This is a genomic window from Flavobacteriaceae bacterium HL-DH10, from assembly GCA_031826515.1.
In the GTDB taxonomy this organism is placed as follows: domain Bacteria; phylum Bacteroidota; class Bacteroidia; order Flavobacteriales; family Flavobacteriaceae; genus Thalassobellus; species Thalassobellus suaedae.
In genome coordinates this window covers 120,974-147,644 of record CP134536.1, presented here as the reverse complement: position 1 = coordinate 147,644, position 26,671 = coordinate 120,974, and the positions used below count along the sequence as shown (strand labels likewise).

Genomic DNA, 26,671 nt, shown 5'->3' with positions numbered 1-26,671 from the left:
TAAAAATATAGACAAATAATAATTGAAATCATGATAAATGTCATGTAATCAGTATTTTATGTGTAACAAATGTTACATAAAAATTAATTTTAAAGTTCTATTTGTTGTTTTAAATGCGGAACATTTTAAATTATTGTAAATTTGAATAACTAATTAATTAATGAAGACCAAAAGATATTCAATAGTACTTTTTACAATAGCTTTTTTGCTGTTAATACTACTATTTTGTGTTAGAAATAAGATTTTTTTTGAATCGGAAGGTATTTATAAAAATAAGTATGTAAATACTGAAATTTCAAGTTCAGAATCCTGTATTCAATGTCATCAAAATACAAAAGGGTATTCTAAATATCATAATCCAGAATTCATAGGCTGTGCCAGTTGTCATTTAGGAAATACTATTTCTAACAATAAAAAAGAAGCGCATAATGGCATGATTTTAATTCCGGGTAATTTATCAGATGCTAAAAATACCTGTGGTACATGTCATTCTAGTGAGTTGCATAAAATTGAAAACTCCTTAATGACAACCAATAGTGGGATTGTAGCGGTAGATAAATTTGTTTTTGGTGAGGCTGATAGTTTAGATTATCATTACCATATAAAGGATATAAAAAATTCAGCTGCAGATAAGCATTTAAGAGATTTATGTGCGAATTGTCATTTAGGAGCAGAAAAAACAAATTATGGTCCCATAAACCAATTGAGTAGAGGTGGAGGTTGTAATGCCTGCCATTTAAACTATTCAAATGAAGCCATACAAGATTTTGATAATTATTTGGCTTCAAATAAAACCGAATTGCCAAAATTTCATCCTTCTACAACTGTTTTTACTACTGATACGCATTGTTTTGGTTGTCATAGTCGTTCCAGTAGGATCTCGACGAATTATATAGGACTTCAAGAAACATTATTAGATGAAAATGAAGTCAATGATAAAACAGGATATCAAGTTTTAGAAGATAAACGGGTTTATAAATACCTTGAAGAAGATGTGCATCATACAAAAGGGCTATTATGTATAGATTGTCATTCTTCGCATGAAGTTATGGGTGATGGTAACACTTATACACATGCCGAACAAGCTGTAAAAATTCAATGTATAGATTGTCATTTTAAAGATAAGCCGCATACTATTCCATATGATTCTTTAGATACAGAAAGTTTACTTGTTTTTTCTCATAGAAATTATAAGCACAGTGATAAAAAAATTATAGTAGCAAAAAAAGATAACCATCCACTAGTTAATACCTATGTCGATACGCTAGGTGATGCTTTTTTAATTGGTAAAAAAGATGGCAAGCTACACGAATTAAAGCCTCAAGGAGACGTTTGTTCTAGAGATAATGCTCATAAAAATGTAAGTTGTGCTTCTTGTCATTCTTCATGGACTCCTCGTTGTATAGGTTGTCATAATAAATTTGATGAAGAGGAACCACAAGCTTTCGATTTGTTAGATAAAAAGTATGTGAAAGGGCAATGGAAAGAATATGTTGCAGAATTTTCATCATCACTTCCTGCAATGGGTGTTCGGGAGAATAATGAAGGTCGTACTATTGAACCTGCAATCCCTGGAATGATTATGACTATAGATTTAAAGAGTTACACAAAAAATGCAACAGGAGAAACGCTTTTATTTCATAGGTTATATGCTCCAAATTCGCCACACACAACAACAAAAGAGGTGCGTGATTGTGTGTCTTGTCATTCTAATTCTGCTGCCTTGGGTTATGGAAAAGGTTCGTTGATTTATAACATAAAGAATAATAGTGGCGAATGGATATTTACTCCCGAATATGCATTAAATAGTCATGATAATTTACCTGAAGATGCATGGATTCCTTTTTTGAAAATTATTGATAAAAAAACAGTAAATTCAACAAGAACAGATTTTAGACCATTTACTGTAGAAGAACAAAAAAATATTCTTCTTGTAGGGGCTTGTTTGCAATGTCATAAAGATAATTCTAAAGTTATGAGGCAAACTTTAGAGTTTGGTATACACGCTATGTTGAAAAAAATAAGTGCATCTTGTGTGTTACCGAATAATTAACTTTAAGGTTTTATAACAAAGAACTTGATTTTTCTGAAGATAGAATTTTGGATAAAAGCATATGGCTATCATGATAAAAGTCATAGTTATCTTTTATCAGAGTAAGTAATTTTAAAAAATATTTATACTAACTAAACATAAAATAATTATGAGAACTAATATTTTGAAAATTCTGTTTTTGCTTTTTTCTATTAGTGCGACTTCTCAAGTTGGTCACATTATGCAAGGCGTTGGAGCAGTTAATATGTCTATGGGAGGTGCATCAACCGCACAACCATTAGATATTTCTGGTGCATTGCAATGGAATCCAGCTTCTATAGCTACTTTTGATGATAAAATATTAAAGTTTGATATTGGACTTTTTTATTCTTCACCAGAGTTATATTCCACGGTACCAACGCAAGGCGGACCTTTTAGTGGCAATACAAAAGATGATAGAGGGGTTTCTCCAATGCCTGCACTAGCTATGGTTTGGGGTAAAGCAGATAGCAAACATACCTTTGGAGTTTCCGCTTTTGGGATAAGTGGCTTTGGTGTTACTTTTCCAGAAAGCACAACCAATCCTATTAATATGCCTCAAAGTATGGGTGGTTTTGGACATATAGAATCCGATTATTTATTGATGCAAGTAGGACTTACTTGGGCCTATGAATTGACTGATAAAATCTCAATTGGAGTTGAACCTACATTTAATTATGCAGCTTTAGAGTTAGCGCCTAATCCTACAGCAAACCCATCTGCTGCAGGATATCCTTCAACAGATAAGGCATCTGCAATAGGATTTGGTGCCCAAATAGGAGTGTTTTATGATTCTGGTTTTGGTTTAAAGTTAGGAGCATCCTATAAAACAGCTCAGAAGTTTAGCGAATTTGAATTTGATAATACGTATTTAGATAATTCAACAAGTAAAAATAAATTCCAAATGGATTATCCAGCTATTTTCTCAATAGGTTTAGGATATTCATTAGAGGCTATTGATTTTGCTCTTGATTTTAGAAGAGTAGATTATGAAAATACTGATGGCTTCTCTACAACAGGGTGGACACAAACGGCTTCTGTAAGTGGTTTTGGATGGAAAAATATGTCTATTATATCTGCTGGACTTCAATATAAAGGAATCAATAAATTACCATTACGTATAGGTTATACTTATAGTTCTAACCCTATAGATGGTGAAGTTGCCTTTTTTAATATTCCAGCAACAGCTATTATACAGAATGCGTATCAATTCGGATTTAGTTATGAAATATATGATGCTTGGGGGTTCGATGCCGTTTATCATTATGGAGCTAGTGATGGGAAAACTTCTGGATCAATACTTAATCCGATGCTAATTCAAAGCAACCCGCCATATGGAGCCGTTCCAAATAGCGAAATTGCTTATGATATGACAACTTCCATGTTTATGGTAGGTATTAATTATACCTTTGGTAAGTAGTATAGAATAAAAATTTTATAAAACAAAATAGCCTCTTTTAAAGAGGCTATTTTGTTTTATAATAAAAAAGAAATGTTAATTAAAATTACTAAATTGTTCTGCATATGAGAATTTAGTAATTTTTGTTTTTTTGTTTTTTATGACATTTGTCAGTTTTTTTTATTCTATAAAAGATATTTTTGTCTTTAAATCAAACTAACTATAAAGCCCATTTATGTCAATAAAAAGCTACTTAGCACATCCCCATGACGGTAAAAAAACAGAACTTATAGAGGCATTATCTAGCTTAAGTAATTGTGAAGTCATTCCCGCAGAAAATAAAGACTTACTTATTGTGGTAACAGATACCAATGATAAATTAGAAGACGAAAATTTAAAAGAACAAATAGAAGCTATTGATAGTTTAAAATTGCTAGCTATGGTTTCAGGATTTGATACACCTAAAGATAATTAATATGTATACCTCGTTAACAAACAGACGTAGTTTTATAAAGAAAATGGCAATAATGTCTGCAATGACAGCCGCTGCCACTATGTTTCCAGGCATTTTATTTGCTGATGAACAAGAAAGAAACCTGCCAAAAGGTGGAGGTTTAGATTGGAAAAAAGCACCTTGTAGATTTTGTGGTGTGGGCTGTGGTGTTCTGGTAGGAATTGATAAAGGAAAAGCGGTAGCTGTTAAAGGAGATCCAAAATCATCTGTAAATAAAGGTCTTTGCTGTGTAAAAGGTTATCATTCTGTAATGTCTATATATGGAAAAGATAGACTAACAAAACCATTAGTGAAAAAGAATGGTAAATACGTTGAAACATCAATGAAGGAAGCTTTAGATTTAATTGCTTCTAAAATGAAAACTACGATAAAAGATCATGGTAAAGATTCGGTTTCTATATACGGTTCAGGACAATGGACGATACCAGATGGTTATGTAGCATCTAAATTGTTTAAAGGATGTATTGGTACAAATAATGTTGAAGCCAATGCCAGATTATGTATGGCAAGTGCAGTAACAGGATTTTTAACATCATTTGGACTTGATGAGCCTATGGGCTGTTATGAAGATATAGATCATGCAGATGTGTTTATGCTTTGGGGTAATAACATGGCAGAAATGCACCCAGTTTTATTCTCAAGATTATTAGATCAACGCTTAAAAAGAGGCGTGAAGATTATTGATTTTGCTACCAGAACCACACGTACAAGTATGGCAGCAGATAAGTCTATTATATTTCAACCTCAAACAGATTTAGCGGTTGCTAATGCTATTTGCTATGAAATAATTAAAAATGGTTGGGTAAATAAATCCTTTGTAGAAAAACATTGTAGTTTTAATAAAGGGCTTACCGATATGGGATACGGACTTGAAGATAAATATAAATTTAAAGACAAGCCTGAAAAAATTGATTTTGAATCTTATAAAGAATTTTTAGAAGATTATTCACCTGAAAAAGTTGAAAAATTATCTGGTGTTTCTGCAAAAGATATAAAGTACATGGCCGCTTATTATGGCGATCCAAACAAAAAAGTGATGTCTTTATGGTGTATGGGAATGAATCAGCATACTCGCGGAACTTGGATAAACAATTTAGTATATAATATTCACTTATTAACAGGGAAAATTTCTGAACCAGGTAATAGTCCATTTTCTTTAACAGGTCAACCAAGTGCATGTGGAACGGTGAGAGAAGTAGGGACTTTAACACATAAATTACCTCATGGTGTTGTTATGAATGAAGAACATCGTAAACACGCTGCTGAGATTTGGGATGTGCCTGTAGAGAATATTGATCCTAAACCTACGTATCATACTGTTGAAATGTTTAGGGCTTTAGACAGGGGTGATATCAAGTTTATGTGGATTCAGGTTACTAATCCAATGGTAACAATGCCAAAACTGAAACGTTATCGAGATGCTTGTAAAAAAGAAGGACGTTTTATAGTGGTTTCCGATATTTACCCAACACCAACAACAGATATTGCAGACGTAATTTTACCATCTGCAATGTGGATTGAACGTGAAGGCATGTATGGGAATTCAGAGCGAAGAACACAGTATTTTGAGCAAATGATTGAGCCTGTAGGAGAAGCGATGAGTGATACCTGGCAAATAGTTGAAGTAGCAAAGCGGTTAGGTTACGAAAAGCAATTTTATTATAAAAAAGAAACTCATATAGAAGAAATATATAACGAATATAGAAGGCATCACGAAGGTAAAAAACATGCGATGGCTCCTTTAGAGGTTTTAAAATCGCAACCTGGAGCGCAATGGCCTTATGTTGATGGAAAATCTACTAAATGGCGTTTTAATTCAGAATATGATCCAGCATGTACTAATGGTGAGAAATTTCATTTTTATGGTAAGCCAGATGGAAGAGCTGTAATATGGCAACGCCCTTATGAACCAGCTCCAGAAGAACCAGATAATGAATATCCATTTTGGTTGTGTACTGGACGTGTGATTGAGCATTGGCATTCAGGTTCGATGACTCGAAGAATTCCTGTTCTGCATAAAGCCATGCCTCATGCCTATGTAGAACTAAATCCAGCACAAGCTAAATCTATGCAAATACGTACTGGAGATAAAGTGAAGCTAACAACAAGACGAGGAGAAATTATTTTGCCAGCATCAGTTAATGAAAGAGGGGTGCCTGAAAATAATCAGGTGTTTGTACCTTTCTTTGATGAAGACATGTTGATAAACGATATTACTTTAGATGCGTTTTGTCCCATTTCAAAACAGCCAGATTATAAAAAATGTGCGGTTAAAGTAGAAAAAGTATAGTTTATGAAACGATTAGGTATCATATCATTATTTGTAATTTTGTTTATAGCTTTTATCTGGGTTTGGAATTTTAGTTACCAAACAGGGAAAGAAGAAGCTTATATTCCTATTGAAAATAATAATCCAATTAGTTTAATTCCTTCAGAAACGGGTGTTTTTCAGCGTTCAGCATATGCCTTGGATTATGCTAATATGCCAATAGATGAAAATCATCAAAGAAGTTTAAAAGATTATTATAAGAACCGTGCTTTTCATGGTGCGCCTCCAAGTATTCCACACCCTGTAACTAATGAGCGTAGCATGGGAGAAAACGTATGTTTGAAATGTCATCAAAATGGAGGATTTGTAAATAAGTTTAATGCTTATGCACCAGTAACTCCACACCCTGAAATGGTGAATTGTAGACAATGTCATGTACCGCAACATACAAATCAGTTGTTTAAAGGTACAAATTTTTATAAGGCTGATGCACCAAAAGTGGGTATTAACAATGCGCTACAAGGAAGTCCACCTGTAATTCCACACCAAATTCAAATGCATGAAAACTGCTTGTCGTGCCATGCAGGACAAAGTGCTGCTAAAGAAATAAGGGTATCGCATCCAGAAAGAGTTAATTGCAGACAGTGCCATGTATCAAATAATAAAGAGACGGCAGATTTAGGAATTTTTAAAAGAGCTAGTAATGACGCGAAATAAATATATTATAACTAAGATAGTTTATAGCTTTATTTTTTTAATCGCTTTATTTTCATGTAAACATGGAGAAGGTGAATATCATGGTGTAATTGATAAAATTGAGGTAGAAAGTAAAAATTATCATGGTACTTCTATTTCATCAGAACAATATTTAGATGGTATTAAAACCATTGAGATTACTGAGGGTGACCATACTTTTTTAATTCCAGAACGAAAAAGTCAGATTAAATCTTATGCCTGTATAGAGTGCCATTCAAAACCATTGACACAAATGCAAAGTGAAGATGTAAAAAAGGCCCATTGGGACATTAAGTTAGTACATGCAAATCAAAATACCATGAATTGTATTACTTGTCATAATCCAGAAAACATGGATAATTTGAAAAGTTTAACGGGTAATAATATCGATTTTAATAATAGCTATAATCTCTGTAATCAATGTCATACTAAACAATTTGAAGATTGGAAAGGTGGCGCACATGGAAAACGTATTGGAGGTTGGGCACCACCTAGAGCATCTTTAACTTGTGTTAATTGTCATAATCCACACAAACCACATTTTGAGTCGAGGTGGCCAGCACGTTTTAACACCCAAACAGTAAAAGAAAGAGAGTAATAAAACAGTATAAAGGTTTTACAATATTTAAGGTATGAGTAGTAATAACAAAAAATGGTTTTCTTTAAACCTTGGCAGTAAGGATAAAGAATCATCGGGGTCTTGTGGCTGCGGAAAAAATTCTGGAGGTTGTGGTTCGCATTCATCAAATGCTAATGAAATGACTGATGAAGCCTTTGCTGAGGCAGCAATAAAGGCATCTATAGGAGAGGAGCGAATTAAAGATGGATTCGATCAGGTTTTTGATGTTAAAATGGATAGACGTTCTGCATTTAAAAAATTAACAGCTAGTTTGTTAATAGGTGCTGGTGCTGTCAGTACGTCGTGTAGTGTGATATCTGGAGAAGAGAGCAAAGAAAAAGCACAAATAGATTGGGAGGAGCAATTTAAAGGAAACTATAAATTGATGACCGAAGATGAAAAAGGCGCTACAGTAGATAGATTGGTTCGTTCCTATCAATTAAGAACAGGAAAAAATATTTCTATGTCTTCAAAAAATGCAGAAGGCGATGTGTTATTTGGATATGCATTTAATATTTCCAAATGTCAGGGGTATATGGATTGTGTTAATGCTTGTGTTGAAGAGAATAACCAAGACAGGAATTCGCAAATGCAGTACATAAGAATTCATGAAATGAAAGACGGAAAAGGTTTTAATTTTAATGAAGCAGATGATAATTATTATCATGAGGTTCCTGCAGAGGGGCATTTCTATATGGGTACCCAATGTTTTCATTGTGATAACCCGCCTTGTGTTGAGGTTTGTCCTGTACAAGCAACATGGCGTGAAGATGATGGGTTAGTAGTAATTGATTATGATTGGTGTGTGGGCTGTAGATATTGTATGGCAGCTTGCCCATATGATGGAAGACGTTTTAATTGGAGTAAACCAGAAGTTCCTGAGGAAGAAATTAATAAAAACCAGCACTATTTAGGTAATCGTATGCGTAAGAAAGGTGTGATGGAAAAATGTACTTTTTGTGTGCAACGATCCAGAGCAGGTAAAAATCCAGCGTGTGTTGAGGCTTGCCCCACTGGAGCAAGAATTTTTGGAAATTTATTAGATCCAAATAGTACCATTAGATGGGTTTTAGAAAATAAAAAAGTATTCAGATTAAAAGAAGATTTAGGTACCGAACCTAAGTTTTGGTATTTTATGGATTAATAACGGTTAGTTAAATGAGACGATTAAAAGTTTTTAAAAGTTTAGTTAAAGATAGTTTAGACACTATTACACATGGCTCAATAAAATACCATATATGGATGGCGGTATTAACTTTCATAATGCTAGTTGGCATGTATTGTTATTCCATTCAGTTGGATCAAGGATTGAGTGTAACAGGAATGACAGATCGTGTAAGCTGGGGTTTATACATTTCTAACTTTACTTTTTTGGTTGGTGTTGCAGCAGCAGCCGTTATGTTAGTTATGCCCACTTATGTTTTAAAAGATATTGATTTTAAACAGGCCGTTTTAATTGGTGAAGGATTAGCCGTTTCGGCATTAATAATGTGTTTGGCATTTGTGGTAGCCGATATGGGAGGACCCTCAGTTTTATGGCATATGATACCAGGAATAGGAGTATTTAATTTTCCAAATTCTATGTTAACATGGGATGTTTTAGTGCTTAATGGGTATTTATTTTTAAATATTACAATCCCGTTTTATATTCTTTTTAGACATTATCAGGGTAAAGAAGCAAAGTCTAGAGTGTATGTTCCAGGAGCTTTGTTATCTGTTTTTTGGGCGGTAGGAATACACTTGGTGACAGCTTTTTTATACCAAGGTTTACAAGCGCGCCCGTTTTGGAATAATGCACTTTTAGGGCCTCGGTTTTTAGCCTCGGCATTTGCTGCAGGACCCGCCTTAATTATTTTGGTGTTGGCAATAATAAGAAGTTTTACAGCTTTCAAGATTGAAGATAAAACTATTAAAAAAATAGCTATGGTTGTTACCGTTGCTGCTCAAATAAATCTGATTATGCTAATTTCGGAATTGTTTAAGGAATTTTACGCACCAACTCACCATAGTGAAAGTGCTTATTATTTGTTTTTCGGATTACATGGAAAAAATGCTTTATTACCTTGGATTTGGACAGCAATTCCATTGAATGTCTTAGCAACTATATTATTAACGTTTCATAAACTTCGAAATAATTTTAAAGTATTGTTTTTTTCTTGTTTTATCTTATTTGTAGCAATTTGGATTGAAAAAGGATTTGGACTTATTGTGCCTGGGTTTATTCCAGGTCCTTATGGGAAAATTGTAGAATATATGCCAACGGGTATAGAGATTGGAGTTACACTTGGTATATGGGCATTAGGGGCGTTTGTGTTTACTATTCTTGCTAAAACAGCTATAGGAATTGAGTTAGGTATACTTCGATTCAAAAAATGATTCACTTTTTTGCGCTTTTCATATTTATTAAAAAGAAAAATAACAATCATATAAATTTAATTATAGTTTTTTGTGATGCTCTTAAAAATAAGTAAATCAGACTTAAATATAAGTATTAATACTTATATTTGTTTGAAATTATTAAGAAAACATTGGAAACTATTATTAAACGGACTATTTCTTCTTCGACTAGAAAACGAACATCATTTGATGTTTCGTGTAATTCTTGCGAAAATTATTCCTGTTTAATTAAAAGAAATTTGGCGGTTTTAGATAATTATTCGCTTGTTAATGAAAAGAATAATTTAAAATGTAAAAAAGGACAGCAGTTTATCATTGAAGGTGCTCCAGTAAATGGATTGTTTTTTGTTTTAAAAGGAAAAGTAAAGGTTTTTAGAACAGGAATTAACGGTAGAGAACAGATTGTTCGTTTCGCTAAAACAGGTGAAATTATTGGGCATCGAGGGTTTGGAACCGAAGAATACTATTCTATTGGTGCTATTGCTTTAGAAGATACAACACTATGTTATTTTTCAAAAAACAATTTACAAGAAGCCTTATTAAACCATCCAAAGTTTGCATACGATTTCATGCTTTTTTATGCCAATGAATTAAATAGAAGTGAATCGAAAGTTAAGTCCATTTCTCAAATGACGGTTCGCGAACGCGTTATCGATTCTTTATTATATATACATAGAAAATTTGGTGATAATAAAGGCTTTTTAGATATCTTTCTAAGTAGACGAGAATATGCAGACTATGCAGGTACTACAGAGGAACAAGTAATACGAGTATTTTCTGTTTTGAAAAAAGAAAATCTTATTGCTGCTAAAGGAAAAAAAATAGGAATCAACGATATTCAACTTCTTAAAAATGAGATTAGTGAACATAACTTCTATCTGGATAGTTAACTAATTAATAATATACCTTACTTATTTAATTTTTTTGTTTTTAAAAGCGAAAAAGCAGTTTATAAATCTGCTTTTTCGCATGTTTTATTATGTTCTAAAAATATGTTTAAGCCTGATTATAACCATGCTTAATTTCAAAAAGTCCATTTATTTTTGCTTTGATTATAAGTATTAATACTTATTTGTATAAGTGTTGATTAATTAGTAATAATAAACAAACTTAAATTATGGAACAAAAAACAATCACCCTAGTTCAAGAATCTTTTGAAAAAGTAAAGCCTATAGCTGGAACAGCTGCCGAAATATTTTATTCAAAATTGTTTGAATTAGATCCAGCTTTGAAACCATTGTTTCCTAGGGGTGAAGAAGCAATGAAAACTCAAGGAAATAAGTTAATGACTATGCTAGGGGCTGCAGTTGCTGGACTAAGCAATTTAGAAGCTTTAGTTCCTGTATTGCAAAATTTAGGAAAAAAGCATGTGGAATATAAAGTCGTGCCATCACACTATAATACTGTTGGTGCAGCATTATTAGGAACATTGTCTGTTGGTTTGGGTGACGATTTTACCCCAGAAGTTGAAGAGGCTTGGACTTCAGTGTATACAACAATGTCTACGGTAATGATTGAGGCATCTTATTAATAATTAACCAATTAAAAATTTTAATAGTTATGAGAAAGAATATAGTATTTAAAGGTTTGAAAATTTCAATGATTTGTTTGGCTTCTATTAGTTTGTTTTCATGTGGAGGCGTGGCTGAAGAAACTTCAAAAGGAAGTGCAGAAGAGAATGTGTTTTCTGTGTCTGAAGTTTTAGAAATGGTTGCTAAAGAAAATGATGTTACAAGAACATTATATACGAAAGCCATTGTTGGGAAAGGAAAAGCACAGGGTATGAAATTTGACGAAGACTGGAGAAAAGATGATGTAGAAGCAGGTCCGTTGCCAGCATTGTTTTTAAGAGGTGTAGCTACAAGTATAACAAAAAGTCCTGTACCACTTGGATTATATTTAGGATCTGATTTTCCTGTAAATGCAGCAAATAAGTTTGTTGGTAAACAAGCAGATCTTTTTGATAAAATTAAGGCAGACCAAAAACCACAATTTTTTTATGATGAAGATCAAAAATTGCATACAGCTATGTTTGCAGATGTAGCTGGTGCTGGTGCATGTGTGTCTTGTCATAATGGGCATGCGCAATCTCCAAAAACAGATTGGAAGTTAGGAGATGTTATGGGGGCAACAACATGGCAATATCCTAAAGATTCATTGACTTATAAGGAAACAGTAGCAGTGCTAAATTCTTATGCTAAAGGGACTGTAGATATTTATTTAGAATATTTAGATGAAATTGAAAACTTTAAAGAAAGCGAAAAACCAGTAGTTGGAAAAAAATGGCCAGCAGAAGGGAAGTATTTGCCAACTGTAGAAGTTTTTCTTGACAGTGTTAGAAAATTAACATCATACGAAACTATGAAAAAGCTTGTGGCATCTAATTAAAATATAAGTGTTGAAAAAGGAAAGTAATTTGTTTTTACAGCTAATTGTAACTATTAGCTGTGAGCAAATTATGATCAAAATATTTTAAATATAAACACATGAAAAGCAAATCTACCATTTTAGGTTTAGTATTACTGTTTCTGTTTTTTGTTCAGTTTTTTTTAAAACTAGAATGGGTATGGTTGTACGAGTTGCAACAAGAAGAAATGTATAAACGTTGGTCTGGTCTTGGGTTAGCATTGCTCATTACATTTCAATGGGTTTTATCCATAACTAGAGTCTCTAAAAAACTTAGAAAATATTCAATTAAAATGACTGCTATACATAAATGGTTAGGGGCTTTAAGTCCTTTGTTTTTTTATGTTCATAGCATCGGTTTAGGCTATGGTTATTTAGCGTTGCTTACTTATTTGTTTTTTGCAAATGCACTAATTGGATATCTAAATTTAGATGTCATAAAGAATAACAGCGATTTGTTGTTTAAGGGATGGATGATTATTCATGTGTCATTTTCTATAATAATAACAGTTTTGATGTTTTTTCATATTGGAGTAGTGTTTTATTATAAATAAACAGAAGACCTTATTAATGTACTACAGTAAAAGGTCTGTATTATATCCTATTAAAAATAACAAGTATAAATTAGATGAAATTATTAGTAAAAGATATTATAAGAGAAACCCATGATGCATTAAGTGTATGTTTTAAAAATGGCGGTTTTTTTAATAAAGTTTCATATAAACCAGGACAGTTTCTTACGATACATGTGCCTATAAATGGCGAAATTCATAAACGAGCATATTCTTTTAGTAGTTGTCCAAAAACAGACAAGGATTTAAAAATCACAATTAAACGTGTAGATAAGGGTTTGGTGTCTAATTATGTGCATGATTATTTAAAAGCTGGAGATAAGTTAGAAGTAGATAAACCTATGGGGTCTTTTTTTATTGAGCCTAAAAAAGATAATGTTAAAACCTACGTTTTATTTGCTGGAGGTAGTGGTGTAACTCCAATTTTTTCTATAATAAAGTCCGTTTTAGCTACCGAAACGCATTCTAAAATTATACTTATATATGCCAATCAGAATATAGATTCTATAATTTTTCATAAAGACATTAGTATCCTTTTAGAACAATATCCAAATCAGTTTTCTGTAGAACATATTTTATCTGCTTTAAATGAAGAAAATGATAATTACCATTCAGGGTTGCTATCAGAAGATTTATTAACTAAAATTTTTACTAAGCACAATCTAAAATTTGAAGATCATACTTATATGATTTGCGGTCCGTTTGGTTACATGGAAAAAGCTAAAGAGCTTTTAAAACTTAACGGTATATCGAGAGAAAAAATTAAGATTGAAGTTTTTAAAGCACCAATCATTAAATTATCGGGAAAAGATTTAATAAGTAATGTTACCATCAAAACCAATGGTAAAGTACACGATATAAAAGTAAGAGGAGATAAATCTATTCTTCAGCAAGCCATGTCTGATAATATCCCATTACCGTATTCGTGTCGATCAGGTATGTGTTCAACCTGTAAAGCTACCTGTATATCTGGAGATATTAAAATGATTGAAGGTCATTTTCTTGACGAAAAAGAAGTGAGTAATGGAAAAATACTAACCTGTGTTAGTTATCCAGAAAGTGAATCGGTTGTTATTGAATTATAATAAATAATTAATTATGTTTAAAGTTAGTCCCTTAAGAAAAAGACAGTTTATTGGAGGTATTGTAGGTATAATACTTGGTGGTCTAATTTGCTTTATTTTAACTTTAGATGTTTCTGAAAAATATGTATCCATTGGTCCTATGAATGCTGGACATAACGATATGTCTTGTGTTGCTTGTCATGCCGATGCAAAGGGTAATTTAATACAACAAATACAGTCCAATATATCTCATGCAGTAGGAGCTAGAGCGCATGGAGTGGATTTTGGTACTAAAGATGTAACGGTTAATAATTGTTTAGAGTGCCATGATAGACCTAATGATAGGCATCCAAATCACCGATTTTCTGAGCCAAGATTTAAAGAAGCTATTAAAGTTATTGATGCTACGACATGTATTACTTGTCATTCTGAACATCATGGAGAACGTGTTTCTGTGGCTTCAATAGATTATTGTATGAACTGCCATCAAGAATTGGTAGTAGAAAATGATCCTTTAGATGTAAGTCATCAAAAGTTAATAGCCAATAAACAATGGACTACTTGTATACAATGTCATGATTTTCATGGAAATCATAAATATGAAGTACCTACATCTTTAAAGGATACATTACCTATGCATACTTTGCAAAAATATTTTGATGGAGGTGAAGATCCTTTCGGGAATGATAAAAAATATAAAGGTTTATCAGAACTGGATTGGTTGAAAAAAACTAAAAATAAATAAGCCGCTTTTCTTTTTTATAAATTCAACTTCATTTTATTCCTCATTTATAGTTGAATTTCCTGTAAAACACCTCTTAGTTTTCTTTTTTACTTATAAAACTTAGTAGCTACTTAGATGTGTGTTTATATATACGTAGTTTTTAATATACTGATTTGCATCTTGTTAGTTTGTTTTTATGGTTTTTAGCAGGTTTTGTTATGTTGTAAAAAGTGGTGCTTACATGTGTAATGACATTAATTATAATTAAGACTACGTATATATTTGTAAAAAATAAGTATTACTACTTAATAAATTTAAAATTATTCAATATGAAATCATTATTAACAAAATCAACATGGATCTTATCAGTTTCTTTACTGTTACTTTCTTGTGGAGGAAAAGAAAAAAAGAAGACTGTAACCGAAGAAGTAGTTACAGAAACTTCAAAAACAAAAACTTTAGATATTGAAAAACCACAATTAACATTTGGTTTTATAAAGTTAACAGATATGGCACCTTTAGCCATAGCAAAAGAAAAAGGTTTTTTTGAAGATGAAGGATTGTTTGTTTCTGTTGAAGCGCAATCAAATTGGAAAAATATTTTAGATCGTGTTATTGATGGTCAATTAGATGGTTCTCATATGCTAGCAGGTCAACCTATTGCGGCAGGAGCTGGTTTTGGTAGACAAGCAGATTTAGTAACTGCCTTTTCAATGGATTTAAATGGAAATGGTATTACAGTATCAAATGATGTTTGGTCTAAAATGAAACCAAATGTACCTAAAGGTGCCGATGGTAAACCTGTACACCCCATAAAAGCAGATGCTTTAAAACCTGTAATTACTGAATATAAAAATAGCGGTAAAGCTTTTAAAATGGGTATGGTATTTCCTGTATCTACTCATAACTACGAAATTAGATATTGGTTAGCAGCTGCAGGTATTCACCCTGGTATGTATACAGCAGAAAATGTACAAGGTCAAATTGATGCAGAAGTTTTATTATCTGTAACACCTCCGCCACAAATGCCTGCTACACTTGAAGCTGGAACTATTTTTGGATATTGTGTAGGTGAACCATGGAATCAACAAGCGGTATTTAAAGGTATTGGTGTGCCTGTTGTAACTAATTATGATATCTGGAAAAATAATCCAGAGAAGGTGTTTGTAATGACTAAAAAGTTTGTTGATGAAAATCCAAACACTGCAATTGCTGTAACTAAAGCATTAATTAGAGCAGGAAAATGGTTAGATGAACCAGGTAATAGAGCAGAGGCTGTAAAAATATTATCAATGTCTCAGTATGTTGGTGCAGATGAAGCCGTATTAGCTAACTCTATGACAGGAACGTTTGAATTTGAAAAAGGTGATAAACGAGATATGCCAGATTTTAATGTATTCTATAAGTACAATGCAACCTATCCGTTTTACTCAGATGGTATTTGGTTTTTAACTCAAATGCGTCGTTGGGGACAGATTCCTGAAGCTAAATCGGCAGCATGGTATGAAGAAACTATTAAAGAGATATACCGTCCAGATATCTGGAAAAAAGCAGCAGATTTATTAGTAGAAGAGGGACATATTCCAGCAAACGATATCCCAACTACAGATGGTTATAAACCAGCTACAACCGATTTTATTGATGGAACAAAGTACGATGCTAAAGATCCAATAGGTTACATCAACAGTTTTTCAATAGGAAATAAAGACAAGTAAAAAGATTTATATAAATATTTAGTAATCATGAAGCAAAGCATAACATTAGGAAAAGTAACAGAATTTATGGGCTTAGGTTTTTTAAGTACCTTAAAAGATTTGTTCACAGGGAAACTGGAAAAAGAAGATTTTAGAAACTTCTTAAGAAAAGTGGTCGTGCCACTTGCTTCAATACTTTTATTTATAGGATTGTGGCATATGGGTGCCAAATCTTTATACAATAAAGAAGCCGATTTTAAAATAGAAAAGGCGTTAACCGAACAAGGGCAGGAGGCAGCCGATGCTTTGAGAGCATGTATTGCATCTGGTGATATTAGTTGCCAACCAAACACCTTACCATCTCCTGCTCAAGTTTGGGATTCGTATAAAGCGCTTCTTAAAGATCATAATATTATTAGTGCAGATAAAGCTGAATTTATAGAAAAAACAGCAACCTTAAACGCAGAACGTTTAGCTGAAGGAAAAGCGGCCATTACTTATACAGGACGACCATCATTTGTAGACCAGATTATTATGAGTATAAAAACGGTATTTGCTGGGTTTCTGTTAGCTTTAATAATTGCAGTTCCTATTGGGGTTTTAATAGGCTTAAGTCCAACTTTAAAAAGTGCTTTCAACTGGTTTATTCAAATATTTAAACCCGTGTCTCCAGTGGTTTGGTACTTGTTGGTATTTATGATTATTAAAACAATCTTGATCGATTCAAGTGAAGATAGCTCGTTCATTATTTCTTTTATTAGTGTCGGACTTTGTTCTATGTGGGCAACCTTGGTTAATACGGCCATGGGCGTGTCATCTGTAGATAAAGATTATATCAATGTAGCAAAAGTCTTGAAACTTGGACCTATTCAGAAAATATTTAAAGTGGTGTTGCCATCATCGTTACCATTAATCTTTACAGGTTTAAAAATTACATTATCAGTGGCGTGGATGGTTTTAATTGCTATCGAACTTTTAGCTCAAAGCCCTGGTTTAGGGTCGTTTGTTTGGGAAGAATTTCAAAACGGTGCTAACGATTCTAATTCTAAAATTATTGTTGCCATGTTTGTTATTGGAATCATAGGTTTTCTTTTAGATAGAATCATGCTAACTATTCAAAACATGGTGTCTTTTAATAAGAACGATGGAATATAAAATATTTTGGATTTGTTTAGTTTTTTGATTCGTTTAGAAAAATGAATCCAGTATTAACAAATAAACGAATCAACACATAAACGATAAAAAAAATGGCATACTTAGAATTAAATAATATATACAAAACTTACGGACAAGCCGATGATGCTACCGAAGTACTTTCTAATATTAATTTGTCTATCGAAGAAGGTGAATTTGTTGCCATAGTTGGATTTACAGGTAGTGGAAAAACAACTTTAGTAAACCTTATAAATGGACTTTTAAAACCGACTAGCGGTGAGGTGTTGTTTAAAGGAGAGCCTGTTGTTGATACAAGCCATGAACGCGGAGTTATTTTTCAGAATTATTCTTTGCTTCCTTGGTTAACTGTAGGGCAAAATATTTATATGGCAGTTAAGGAAGCCTTTCCTAAGAAAAGCAAAACCGAATTACACGAAATTGTTAAGGATTATGTAGAAATGGTAAGCTTAACACCTGCGATAAATAAACGTCCGAAAGAATTATCGGGTGGTATGCGCCAACGTGTTGCTGTTGCCAGAGCATTAGCAATGAAACCAGAAATGATAATCATGGATGAGCCATTAGGAGCTTTAGATGCTTTAACACGTGGAAATTTGCAAGATGAAATTTTGAATATCTGGGGAAAAGATAAGCGCACAGCATTATTAATTACGAATGATGTTGATGAAGGTATTTATATGGCAGACAGAATTATACCGTTACGTCCAGGACCTAATGCAACCTTGGGACCAGAGTTTAAAATAGATATAGATCGCCCAAGAGATAAAACAGAACTAAACGATAATCCTAATTTCAAAAAGACAAGAAATGCCATTATTGAATATTTAATGGATATAGGTAATGAGCGAAAATTAGAAGCACAAGCTTTAATTGAATTGCCAGATTTAGAACCAAAAAATTTTGTTGGACGCTTTAAATAAATAGACACATGACTACAAATGCTATAGAAAATAAAAGTAATAAAGTGATACATGAAAATGGACTTTTTACTCCATCCAGAGTTATGTTGGATTTAAAAAACCTTAAGAAAGTATACCCAACGCCCAAAGGTGATTATGTGGTGTTAGAAGATTTAAATCTTCAGATTATGAAGGAGGAATTCGTTACCATCATTGGGCACTCTGGTTGTGGTAAAACAACCATGCTGTCTATGATAGCCGGTTTAAATGAAATTTCAGGGGGTAATATTTCGGTTTTAGGTAATCACATAAAAGGACCAGGGCCCGATAGAGGTGTTATTTTTCAGTCGCCAAGTTTAATGCCTTGGATGACTTCACTTCAAAATGTATTATTAGGAGTGAATCAAGTATTTCCTCATGCAACTAAAGCGCAGCGTAATGATATTGCTAAATATTATTTGCAAAAAGTTGGATTAGAAGACGCTTTTAATAAAAAAGCATCAGACCTTTCACAAGGTATGCAGCAACGTGTTGGTATAGCAAGAGCATTTGCAATTAAGCCTAAAGTATTGCTGTTAGATGAGCCTTTTGGGATGCTAGATTCTCTTACCAGAGGAGAACTTCAAGATATTCTTATTGAAATCTGGAATAAAGAAAAAATTACTGCAGTTATGATTACACATGATGTTGATGAAGCTATCTTTTTAGCAGATCGTGTTGTAATGATGACAAGCGGACCCAAAGCGAAAATAGGAGATATTTTAAATGTAGATTTTGAAAGACCTAGAACACGAAAATCGGTTTTAGAACATGATGACTACTATGAATATAGAAAACATCTTATAGATTTTTTAGAACACTAAAAAATAAGTATAACAATATTAATAGAAGGTTTTATGAGAAACGTCATAATTGAAGTTTAAAACCAACTTTATATTAGCAGCATAAAAAACCATACAATTACTAATAAAAATAAATTTAAATCCAATCAACTTAAAAAAAAGAAAAAAATGAAAAAACAATACGTATTACTAGGATTACTTGCGGTTATGGTACAATTAGCAAGTGCACAATTTACTTTAGATGGAGAGTTTAGACCACGTACAGAATACCGAAATGGTTTTGGTAGTTTAATTGCAGATGATGCCGATGCAGGTTTCGGAATATCAACTAGAGTCCGATTAAATGCTGGATATGCTACTGAGGCATATAAATTCTATGTTAGTTTTCAAGACATTATGGTTTGGGGAGAAAACAGACAAATTTTACCTTATGATATGAATAACTCTTTTGCGGTTTTTCAAGCTTGGGCAGAACTTAATTTAGGGGAAGGGTTCTCTACAAAATTAGGACGTCAAATTATTTCTTATGATGACCAAAGAATATTTGGAGGTTTAGATTGGGCGCAACAAGGGCGTAATCATGATGCTGCTTTATTAAAATACAAGAAAGGAAAGTTTATGTTTGATTTAGGTTTGGCATTCAATCAAGATTATTCAAATCCTACAGGATTTCAATCGGTTGGCACATCTTACGGAACTACAGGATTCTTTTCTTATAAAAGCATGCAATATTTATATTTAAAACAAGCTTGGGAAAACTTTTCTGGTAGCTTATTGGTATTAAACAACGGATTTCAAGAAGCAGATGCTGTAAGTAATTTACAAACTTTAGGTACTCATTTAGATTATAAAAAAGGAAGCTTTGGAGTAGCAGCGAATGCTTTTTTACAAACAGGAGAGAGACAAGGCGAAGTTGATGTAAAAGGAGCTTATTTGGTAGGTTTAGATTTAACATATAAAGCTTCTGCTAAAGTAGGTTTAGGTGCAGGTTTAGAAATTATTAGTGGTAATGATGGTGATGCTGGAGAAACAGGAGCCTTCTTTCCATTATACGGAACAAACCATAAGTTCAATGGGTTTATGGATTATTTCTATGTAGGTAATCATGCGAATTCAGTAGGTTTGTTTGATGTACATGTTAGTGCTAATTTTAAATTAAACGATACATCTAGTCTTTTAATAAAAGCATTAAACTTTAGCGGAGAGCAAGAATTAGCTAGTGGAGAAAAATCGTTGGGGACTGAAATAGATTTAGTTTATAAAAAACAATTTAAAGGTTATGCTTTAGTCTTAGGATATTCTCAAATGTTTGCATCAGATGGTATGTATGAACTTAAAGGTATTACAGAAGATGCTGCAGCAGGAGGTCAAAATTGGGCTTGGGCTATGCTAGTAATTAAACCTAAGTTTTTAAAATAATAAAGAGTACATATCGGTTATAGATGTGTAAGTTATGTTTTTTTAATATTGAGAATCCCGCGAAAGCGGGATTCTTTTTTATAATATATCGCTATTTTTAATTATTGATAATAAAAACGGAATCTACTGTATTTTAATCCAATAGTATTAAAATTTCAATACGGAGTTATATTTTTTATTTTAAATATACTATTTTTGACAGAACAAACGATTGTTCTTTTGGTTTTAAAAGGAATAATACTTTTGGATAATTATTTTAAAGACAAATTATATATGACAGATTCATTTAGTGTAGAAGGAAAAGTAGCCATAGTAACTGGTGGCGGAGGTGTTCTTGGGGGTAGTATCTCTAAGAGTTTAATTTCAAGCGGAGCAAAAGTTGTTGTTTTAGACATTCGAGAAGACAATGTAAATAATAAAGTTGAAGAGTTAAAAGCAATGGGTGGTGAGTCTATTGGTTTTGTTTCTAATGTTTTAGATGTTGAAGAAATGAAACTTACTCGTGAAAAAATTCTAAAAGCATGGGGTCGTATAGATATATTAGTTAATGCTGCTGGAGGAAATTTACCTGGAGCGACTTTAACTGAAGAGCAAACTGTTTTTGATATGAAAATTTCCGATTTTGAAAAAGTAACTAATCTTAATTTAAATGGTACGGTGTATCCTTGTTTAGTATTTGGTGAGGCTATGGCAAATCAAGGAGCAGGAAGCATTATAAACGTATCATCTATGGCTACACTTTCAGCAATTACTAGGGTTCCTGGTTATTCTGTAGCAAAAAGTGGTATCGATATATTTACTAAATGGATGGCCATGGAGATGGGTACTAAATTTGGAGAAAAAGTTAGAGTAAATGCCATCGCACCTGGTTTTTTTATTGGAGACCAAAATAGAAAAGTCTTAATAAATGACGATGGTTCTTATACAGAAAGAAGTAAAAAGGTGTTAGCCAGAACTCCTATGAAACGTTTTGGAGACATCAATGAATTGAATGGAATCGTTCAGTTTTTATGTTCTGATGCAGCAAGTTTTATTACAGGAACGGTAATTCCTGTAGATGGTGGTTTTAGTTCTTTTAGTGGTGTTTAAAATTTTAGAATATAAATGGAATTAACTAAAACACTAAGATGGTTTGGGGAAAAAGATCCAATATCATTAAAAGAAATAGCTCAAACTGGAGCCACAGGGATAGTTACGGCATTGCATCATATCCCTAATGGTGAAGTTTGGAGTGTAGACGAAATTTTAAAAACTAAAAATAACATTGAATCTCATGGACTAACTTGGGATGTTGTAGAAAGTTTACCTGTTCATGAAGATATAAAGAAGGGTAGCCCTAATAGAGAAAAACTCATTGCTAATTATAAACAAAGCATTAAAAATTTAGGTGTTTGTGGTGTTAAAATTATATGCTACAATTTTATGCCCGTTTTAGATTGGGCTAGAACAAATATTCAATATGTTTTAGAAAATGGTGCTGAAGCCATGTATTTTGATAAAAATTTATTTTCAGCATTCGATTTGTTTTTATTAAAACGCCCTAATGCAGAAAAAGATTATACCGAGCAGGAAATAAAGGAGGCTAAAATTATTTTTGATAGCATTTCAGAAGAAGAAAAAGATAAATTAGGTTATAATATTATTGTTAAAACCCAGTCTTTTATTGATGGAGCTGTAAAAGAAGGCGAGAAAAACTATCTTAATATTTTTAATGAATTATTGGCAGCATATAATGGCATTGATAAAAATAAATTAAGAGAAAATTTTTCTTATTTTTTAAATGAAGTTATCGAGGTTGCCGAAGAATCTGGTGTTTGTTTAGCGGTTCACCCAGACGATCCTCCGTTTCCATTGTTAGGTTTACCAAGAATTGTTAGTTGTGATGAGGATTTTGAATGGTTAGCAAAAGCGTGTCCATCATTAAATAATGGGATTACATTTTGCTCAGGATCACTTGGAGCTAGAACAGATAATAATTTGTCTTCAATTTTTAAAAAACACGCAAGTCGCGTACATTTTCTTCATTTAAGAAGTACCAAACTATTAAGTAATGGTGATTTTTATGAAACGAATCATTTAGAAGGTTCTATAACAAGTCTTATGAAGGCTATTGTTGAAGAGCAAATTAATAGAAAACAAAATGGCAGGTTAGACTTTAATATACCAATGCGTCCAGATCACGGACATAAAATTTTAAATGATTTTGAAAGAGAGTCAAATCCGGGATACCCATTAATCGGACGTGTAAAAGGATTGGCAGAACTATCAGGCTTAGAACTTGGTATGAAGTATTTATTAGAAAATAAAAGCCATTAAAGTTTTCTGTTAGAAGATTGTCTTATAATTAAATCTGGTGTTATTATGACCCTTTTATGAACTTTTGTAAAAGGGTTTTTCTGTTTAAGTAAATCAAGCAGAATTTTGGCTGAGTTTTCTCCTAAGTCTTTAGGATGTTGTTCAATAGACGATAAGGATGGTTTAATTATACGAGAAAACTGATCGTTTGCATATCCAATAACGCCAACATCTTCAGGTATTTTTAGCCCCATTTCTTCTAGTGCAAGCATGGTTCCTAGTGCATTAATATCACTTGTACAGAAAAAGGCATCAGGACAATTATTCTTGTATTTAGATTTAAACATTTTTTTAGTTACTTCAAACGCTTCTTCTTGAGAGTTAATATTTGTAACAATCCATGCGTCGTTGCTTTCTAAGTTAAACTCTTTTAAACTGTCAAGGTATCCATTTAGCCTATTTTTATATACATAAATATGGCTAGCAGCACCTATATATGCAATTTTTTTGTAGCCTTGATTTACTAGATGTTTAATCGTTTTTTTTGTTGCGGTATAATCGTCATTTACTACAAAATCTACATCTAGGTCATCAGCTATCCTATCAAACATAACTAAAGGGGTGTTTTTATCTATAATTTTTTGTAAATGATTGGAGTCTTTTGTTTCATTTGATAGAGACATGAGAATACCAGATACTTGGCTATCAATTAATGTTTGAATGTTATGAATTTCTCTTTTATATGTTTCATTAGACTGGCAAATTATAAGATTGTAGCCTGCAGGGTAAGCAACACTTTCAATACCCGAAATACAGCTTGACATAAAGTTACTGTCAATTTTAGGAACAATAACACCAATAGAGTTTCCTTTTCCACTTCTTAAGCTAGCTGCTACTTTATTAGGCGAATAGTTTAATTCCTCGGCAGTTTTTCTAACCAGTATTTTTGTTTTATCACTTATACTATGATGGTCATTAAGTGCTCTGGAAACTGTAGAAGTTGTAACATTTAGCTTATTTGCTACGTCTTTTATGGTAATCTTTTTTTTTCATTGTTAACGCAATGTAGTAATTAAGGACTTAATTATAAAACAATATTTTTTGTGCATTGCTAAAATCATTATTCAATTTAGAGGTTTGTTCAATATGAGCTAGTAATATTTAAAATACATTTCTTACATTTAAGGCAATAAAGAAAGAATATGCTTAAAAAAGTTTTTGCTAGCGCCGTATTCGGTGTAGAGGCTTCAACCGTTGTAGTTGAAGTTAATGTGGATAAAGGCGTAGGCTATCACTTGGTTGGTTTGCCTGATAATGCTATTAAAGAGAGTAATTTTAGAATTGCTGCTGCGCTTCAAAATAATGGCTATAGAATCCCAGGAAAAAAGATTATAATTAATATGTCGCCTGCAGATTTGCGTAAAGAAGGCTCTGCATACGATTTAACACTGGCTGTCGGAATTCTAGCTTCGACTAATCAAATTAAAGCAGAAGAATTAGATAAGTATTTAATAATGGGAGAACTCTCATTAGATGGCGGTTTGCAGCCCATAAAAGGCGCTTTACCCATTGCAGTTAAAGCTAGAGAAGAAGGTTTTAAAGGTTTTATTCTACCAGCTCAAAATGCTAAGGAAGCAGCCATAGTTGATAATCTTGAAGTTTATGGTGTAGAAAATATAGAACAAGTCATCAATTTTTTTGATAAAGGAGAACCCTTAGAGCAAACTATAATAAATACACGAGAAGAGTTTGAAAAAAATCTAGACTTCCCAGAATTCGATTTTTCCGATGTGAAAGGACAAGAAGGTATAAAACGCTGTATGGAAATTGCAGCTTCTGGCGGACATAACATTATTTTAATAGGACCTCCAGGAGCAGGAAAAACCATGTTAGCAAAACGTTTGCCGAGTATTTTGCCGCCTATGACTTTACACGAAGCTTTAGAAACCACAAAAATACATTCTGTAGTAGGTCGTGTAAAAGATACTGGATTAATGGCACAGCGTCCGTTTAGAAGCCCACATCATACAATTTCGAATGTCGCTTTAGTCGGAGGTGGTAGTTATCCGCAACCAGGTGAAATATCCTTATCACATAATGGGGTATTGTTTTTAGATGAACTCCCTGAATTTAAGCGAGAGGTTTTAGAAGTGATGCGCCAACCCTTAGAAGATAGAGAGGTTACGATTTCAAGAGCGAAGTTTACGGTTACGTATCCATCGTCGTTTATGTTGGTAGCGAGTATGAACCCGAGTCCTGGTGGTTATTTTAATGACCCGAATGCACCCGTAACCTCAAGTCCTGCTGAAATGCAACGGTATTTAAGTAAAATTTCGGGACCGTTATTAGACCGCATAGATATTCATATTGAAGTCACACCTGTGCCTTTTGAAAAACTATCAGAAGAACGAAAAAGTGAAACTTCAGTAGAGATTAGAAAGCGTGTTACTAAAGCTAGAGAAATTCAAACAGATCGCTTTAAAGCGTCTGATACTGTACATTATAATGCACAAATGAATACCAAGCAAATACGTAAACATTGTGTTTTAGATGAAAATTCAAAACAACTTTTAAAAACCGCTATGGAACGTTTAAATTTATCGGCGCGTGCTTACGATAGAATACTTAAAGTTTCTAGAACGATTGCCGATTTAGAAGGTATAGAAGCCATTAATGGTTCGCATATTAGTGAGGCTATTCAGTATCGAAGTTTGGATCGTGAAGGGTGGTTGGGTTAACAAATTCCTGCGAAGGCAGGAATCTCTTAGTATCTATAGAATTACCGCTAGTTGCAAACTAGTTGTAGCTGAGAGAGGTTTATATCAAATAATAGCAAACTTTTTATATAACCCAATCACTAAAAGACAAATTAACTGAATGTGATTTTTTATTTGTACATCATATATGTAATACAATGTGAGCTGAATTAAAAGAATATTGTTTATGATAAAATATACACTAGAAAATATTGAAAGTTTTATTGATAAAAATCCAATTTTAACAGCCTTTTTTTCTAATGATGAATTAACAGATTATTATAAAAAATGGAGAATAAATAACGGTGTTTTATTTCACGATTATTTATGGTTGTTGTTCAATAATGCTTTAATAAAGAATGGTGATAATTTTGGTCACGATGAAAATGAAGAATTGTTTTATAGAAACAATTATTTATTATATTATTCAATGGCTCACTTTAAAAGAGAAGAGGGTGGTGATACAGAATCTATTAATCAATTATTGCGTTTAGCATTTGAATCTCAAATTCAAGAATTTAAAATTAGTTCAAATGGTAGTCGTTTTGAATCAGAAGGGATTGTTATAATGAAAAAAGGGTGTTGTGATTATTATGATAGTATTAGTGATATTAAATTTAAATTTGATGATTTTACAGAGCATTGTCACATTGCTACACACAGATGTAATGATAAATATGGTTTTTGTCGGTGTTGTTTAGGTATGAAACCAAAAAGAGATGTTAATGGTCACTTAGTTAAAAAAAACGTTATTAATTAAATAACAACACCGCTACCGATAGTTTGTAACTAGTTGCGGTAAGAGTAAAATAATATAAGG

Annotated in this window: 24 protein-coding genes; 23 read left to right on the top strand and 1 reads right to left on the bottom strand. The window is 32.6% G+C overall.

The annotated features are described in order from the left end of the window. Positions 1-160 precede the first annotated feature (160 nt). The 21 genes from RHP49_00520 to uxuA all read left to right on the top strand — a co-directional run bounded on the left by RHP49_00520 (position 161) and on the right by uxuA (position 23,116). Positions 161-2,053 (top strand): hypothetical protein, encoded by a 1,893-nt coding sequence (locus tag RHP49_00520; protein ID WNH12757.1) that lies wholly within the window; start codon positions 161-163, stop codon positions 2,051-2,053. A gap of 148 nt (positions 2,054-2,201) precedes the next feature. Further along, positions 2,202-3,491 carry an outer membrane protein transport protein gene (locus tag RHP49_00515; protein ID WNH12756.1) on the top strand — a complete coding sequence of 430 codons (1,290 nt, stop codon included), beginning with the start codon at positions 2,202-2,204 and terminating at the stop codon, positions 3,489-3,491. A gap of 214 nt (positions 3,492-3,705) precedes the next feature. Continuing rightward, the gene (locus RHP49_00510; GenBank protein ID WNH12755.1) at positions 3,706-3,945 is read left to right on the top strand and encodes a hypothetical protein; all 240 of its coding nucleotides are present in this window, start codon (positions 3,706-3,708) and stop codon (positions 3,943-3,945) included. Position 3,946: 1 nt separating this feature from the next. Continuing rightward, a complete protein-coding gene (locus RHP49_00505) occupies positions 3,947-6,274 on the top strand; it encodes a molybdopterin-dependent oxidoreductase (GenBank protein WNH12754.1) in 2,328 nt (775 codons plus the stop codon). Between the two features lie 3 nt (positions 6,275-6,277). Beyond that, the gene (locus RHP49_00500) at positions 6,278-6,970 is read left to right on the top strand and encodes a multiheme c-type cytochrome (GenBank protein ID WNH12753.1); all 693 of its coding nucleotides are present in this window, start codon (positions 6,278-6,280) and stop codon (positions 6,968-6,970) included. Further along, entirely contained in the window at positions 6,957-7,586 is a 630-nt protein-coding gene (locus RHP49_00495; protein ID WNH12752.1) for a cytochrome c3 family protein, read from the top strand. The genes RHP49_00500 and RHP49_00495 overlap by 14 nt, the downstream gene beginning before the upstream one ends. Positions 7,587-7,620: 34 nt before the next feature. Next, positions 7,621-8,751, top strand: a complete 1,131-nt coding sequence (locus RHP49_00490) for a 4Fe-4S dicluster domain-containing protein (protein WNH12751.1) — start codon at positions 7,621-7,623, stop codon at positions 8,749-8,751. 14 nt (positions 8,752-8,765) lie between these two features. Then, entirely contained in the window at positions 8,766-9,983 is a 1,218-nt protein-coding gene (gene nrfD / locus RHP49_00485; protein ID WNH12750.1) for an NrfD/PsrC family molybdoenzyme membrane anchor subunit, read from the top strand. Between the two features lie 152 nt (positions 9,984-10,135). After that, complete coding sequence (locus tag RHP49_00480) at positions 10,136-10,894, top strand: Crp/Fnr family transcriptional regulator (GenBank protein ID WNH12749.1); 759 nt, start codon at positions 10,136-10,138, stop codon at positions 10,892-10,894. A gap of 227 nt (positions 10,895-11,121) precedes the next feature. Then, positions 11,122-11,535: a globin family protein gene (locus RHP49_00475; protein ID WNH12748.1), complete on the top strand. Its 414-nt coding sequence runs from the start codon at positions 11,122-11,124 to the stop codon at positions 11,533-11,535. Between the two features lie 29 nt (positions 11,536-11,564). Beyond that, positions 11,565-12,392 (top strand): DUF3365 domain-containing protein, encoded by an 828-nt coding sequence (locus RHP49_00470; protein WNH12747.1) that lies wholly within the window; start codon positions 11,565-11,567, stop codon positions 12,390-12,392. Positions 12,393-12,490: 98 nt separating this feature from the next. Then, positions 12,491-12,964 (top strand): hypothetical protein, encoded by a 474-nt coding sequence (locus RHP49_00465; protein WNH12746.1) that lies wholly within the window; start codon positions 12,491-12,493, stop codon positions 12,962-12,964. A gap of 74 nt (positions 12,965-13,038) precedes the next feature. Beyond that, positions 13,039-14,067 (top strand): ferredoxin--NADP reductase, encoded by a 1,029-nt coding sequence (locus RHP49_00460; GenBank protein ID WNH12745.1) that lies wholly within the window; start codon positions 13,039-13,041, stop codon positions 14,065-14,067. 13 nt (positions 14,068-14,080) lie between these two features. Continuing rightward, a complete protein-coding gene (locus tag RHP49_00455) occupies positions 14,081-14,791 on the top strand; it encodes a cytochrome c3 family protein (protein WNH12744.1) in 711 nt (236 codons plus the stop codon). Between the two features lie 308 nt (positions 14,792-15,099). Further along, positions 15,100-16,485, top strand: a complete 1,386-nt coding sequence (locus tag RHP49_00450; protein ID WNH12743.1) for a CmpA/NrtA family ABC transporter substrate-binding protein — start codon at positions 15,100-15,102, stop codon at positions 16,483-16,485. 27 nt (positions 16,486-16,512) lie between these two features. Next, entirely contained in the window at positions 16,513-17,619 is a 1,107-nt protein-coding gene (locus tag RHP49_00445; GenBank protein WNH12742.1) for an ABC transporter permease, read from the top strand. 92 nt (positions 17,620-17,711) lie between these two features. Beyond that, positions 17,712-18,560: an ABC transporter ATP-binding protein gene (locus tag RHP49_00440; GenBank protein ID WNH12741.1), complete on the top strand. Its 849-nt coding sequence runs from the start codon at positions 17,712-17,714 to the stop codon at positions 18,558-18,560. Between the two features lie 8 nt (positions 18,561-18,568). Next, positions 18,569-19,402, top strand: coding sequence for an ABC transporter ATP-binding protein (locus RHP49_00435; GenBank protein WNH12740.1), 834 nt, complete (start codon positions 18,569-18,571; stop codon positions 19,400-19,402). A 147-nt stretch (positions 19,403-19,549) separates the two neighbouring features. Next, positions 19,550-20,800 (top strand): alginate export family protein, encoded by a 1,251-nt coding sequence (locus RHP49_00430; protein ID WNH12739.1) that lies wholly within the window; start codon positions 19,550-19,552, stop codon positions 20,798-20,800. A gap of 195 nt (positions 20,801-20,995) precedes the next feature. Then, positions 20,996-21,889, top strand: a complete 894-nt coding sequence (locus tag RHP49_00425; protein WNH12738.1) for an SDR family oxidoreductase — start codon at positions 20,996-20,998, stop codon at positions 21,887-21,889. A gap of 15 nt (positions 21,890-21,904) precedes the next feature. Then, on the top strand, positions 21,905-23,116 hold the full coding sequence (gene uxuA, locus RHP49_00420) for a mannonate dehydratase (GenBank protein WNH12737.1): 1,212 nt from the start codon (positions 21,905-21,907) through the stop codon (positions 23,114-23,116). On the opposite strand, the gene RHP49_00415 is transcribed toward uxuA, so the two are convergent. Next, entirely contained in the window at positions 23,113-23,946 is an 834-nt protein-coding gene (locus RHP49_00415; GenBank protein WNH14446.1) for a substrate-binding domain-containing protein, read from the bottom strand. The genes uxuA and RHP49_00415 overlap by 4 nt on opposite strands. 351 nt (positions 23,947-24,297) lie before the next feature. Here RHP49_00415 and RHP49_00410 point away from each other — a divergent pair, with 351 nt between their 5' ends. Both RHP49_00410 and RHP49_00405 read left to right on the top strand, forming a co-directional pair. After that, positions 24,298-25,833, top strand: a complete 1,536-nt coding sequence (locus RHP49_00410) for a YifB family Mg chelatase-like AAA ATPase (GenBank protein WNH12736.1) — start codon at positions 24,298-24,300, stop codon at positions 25,831-25,833. Positions 25,834-26,038: 205 nt separating this feature from the next. Continuing rightward, the gene (locus tag RHP49_00405; GenBank protein WNH12735.1) at positions 26,039-26,611 is read left to right on the top strand and encodes a hypothetical protein; all 573 of its coding nucleotides are present in this window, start codon (positions 26,039-26,041) and stop codon (positions 26,609-26,611) included. Positions 26,612-26,671: the final 60 nt, after the last annotated feature.

Excerpts from the sequence above, each read along its gene's own strand:
- RHP49_00440 (WNH12741.1), top strand. The coding sequence starts at position 17,712 with ATGGCATACTTAGAATTAAATAATATATACAAAACTTACGGACAAGCC.
- nrfD (WNH12750.1), top strand. The coding sequence starts at position 8,766 with ATGAGACGATTAAAAGTTTTTAAAAGTTTAGTTAAAGATAGTTTAGAC.
- RHP49_00510 (WNH12755.1), top strand. The coding sequence starts at position 3,706 with ATGTCAATAAAAAGCTACTTAGCACATCCCCATGACGGTAAAAAAACA.
- RHP49_00520 (WNH12757.1), top strand. The coding sequence starts at position 161 with ATGAAGACCAAAAGATATTCAATAGTACTTTTTACAATAGCTTTTTTG.
- RHP49_00405 (WNH12735.1), top strand. The coding sequence starts at position 26,039 with ATGATAAAATATACACTAGAAAATATTGAAAGTTTTATTGATAAAAAT.
- uxuA (WNH12737.1), top strand. The coding sequence starts at position 21,905 with ATGGAATTAACTAAAACACTAAGATGGTTTGGGGAAAAAGATCCAATA.
- RHP49_00495 (WNH12752.1), top strand. The coding sequence starts at position 6,957 with ATGACGCGAAATAAATATATTATAACTAAGATAGTTTATAGCTTTATT.
- RHP49_00455 (WNH12744.1), top strand. The coding sequence starts at position 14,081 with ATGTTTAAAGTTAGTCCCTTAAGAAAAAGACAGTTTATTGGAGGTATT.
- RHP49_00460 (WNH12745.1), top strand. The coding sequence starts at position 13,039 with ATGAAATTATTAGTAAAAGATATTATAAGAGAAACCCATGATGCATTA.
- RHP49_00515 (WNH12756.1), top strand. The coding sequence starts at position 2,202 with ATGAGAACTAATATTTTGAAAATTCTGTTTTTGCTTTTTTCTATTAGT.
- RHP49_00490 (WNH12751.1), top strand. The coding sequence starts at position 7,621 with ATGAGTAGTAATAACAAAAAATGGTTTTCTTTAAACCTTGGCAGTAAG.
- RHP49_00465 (WNH12746.1), top strand. The coding sequence starts at position 12,491 with ATGAAAAGCAAATCTACCATTTTAGGTTTAGTATTACTGTTTCTGTTT.
- RHP49_00475 (WNH12748.1), top strand. The coding sequence starts at position 11,122 with ATGGAACAAAAAACAATCACCCTAGTTCAAGAATCTTTTGAAAAAGTA.
- RHP49_00430 (WNH12739.1), top strand. The coding sequence starts at position 19,550 with ATGAAAAAACAATACGTATTACTAGGATTACTTGCGGTTATGGTACAA.
- RHP49_00470 (WNH12747.1), top strand. The coding sequence starts at position 11,565 with ATGAGAAAGAATATAGTATTTAAAGGTTTGAAAATTTCAATGATTTGT.
- RHP49_00435 (WNH12740.1), top strand. The coding sequence starts at position 18,569 with ATGACTACAAATGCTATAGAAAATAAAAGTAATAAAGTGATACATGAA.
- RHP49_00500 (WNH12753.1), top strand. The coding sequence starts at position 6,278 with ATGAAACGATTAGGTATCATATCATTATTTGTAATTTTGTTTATAGCT.
- RHP49_00410 (WNH12736.1), top strand. The coding sequence starts at position 24,298 with ATGCTTAAAAAAGTTTTTGCTAGCGCCGTATTCGGTGTAGAGGCTTCA.
- RHP49_00505 (WNH12754.1), top strand. The coding sequence starts at position 3,947 with ATGTATACCTCGTTAACAAACAGACGTAGTTTTATAAAGAAAATGGCA.
- RHP49_00450 (WNH12743.1), top strand. The coding sequence starts at position 15,100 with ATGAAATCATTATTAACAAAATCAACATGGATCTTATCAGTTTCTTTA.
- RHP49_00445 (WNH12742.1), top strand. The coding sequence starts at position 16,513 with ATGAAGCAAAGCATAACATTAGGAAAAGTAACAGAATTTATGGGCTTA.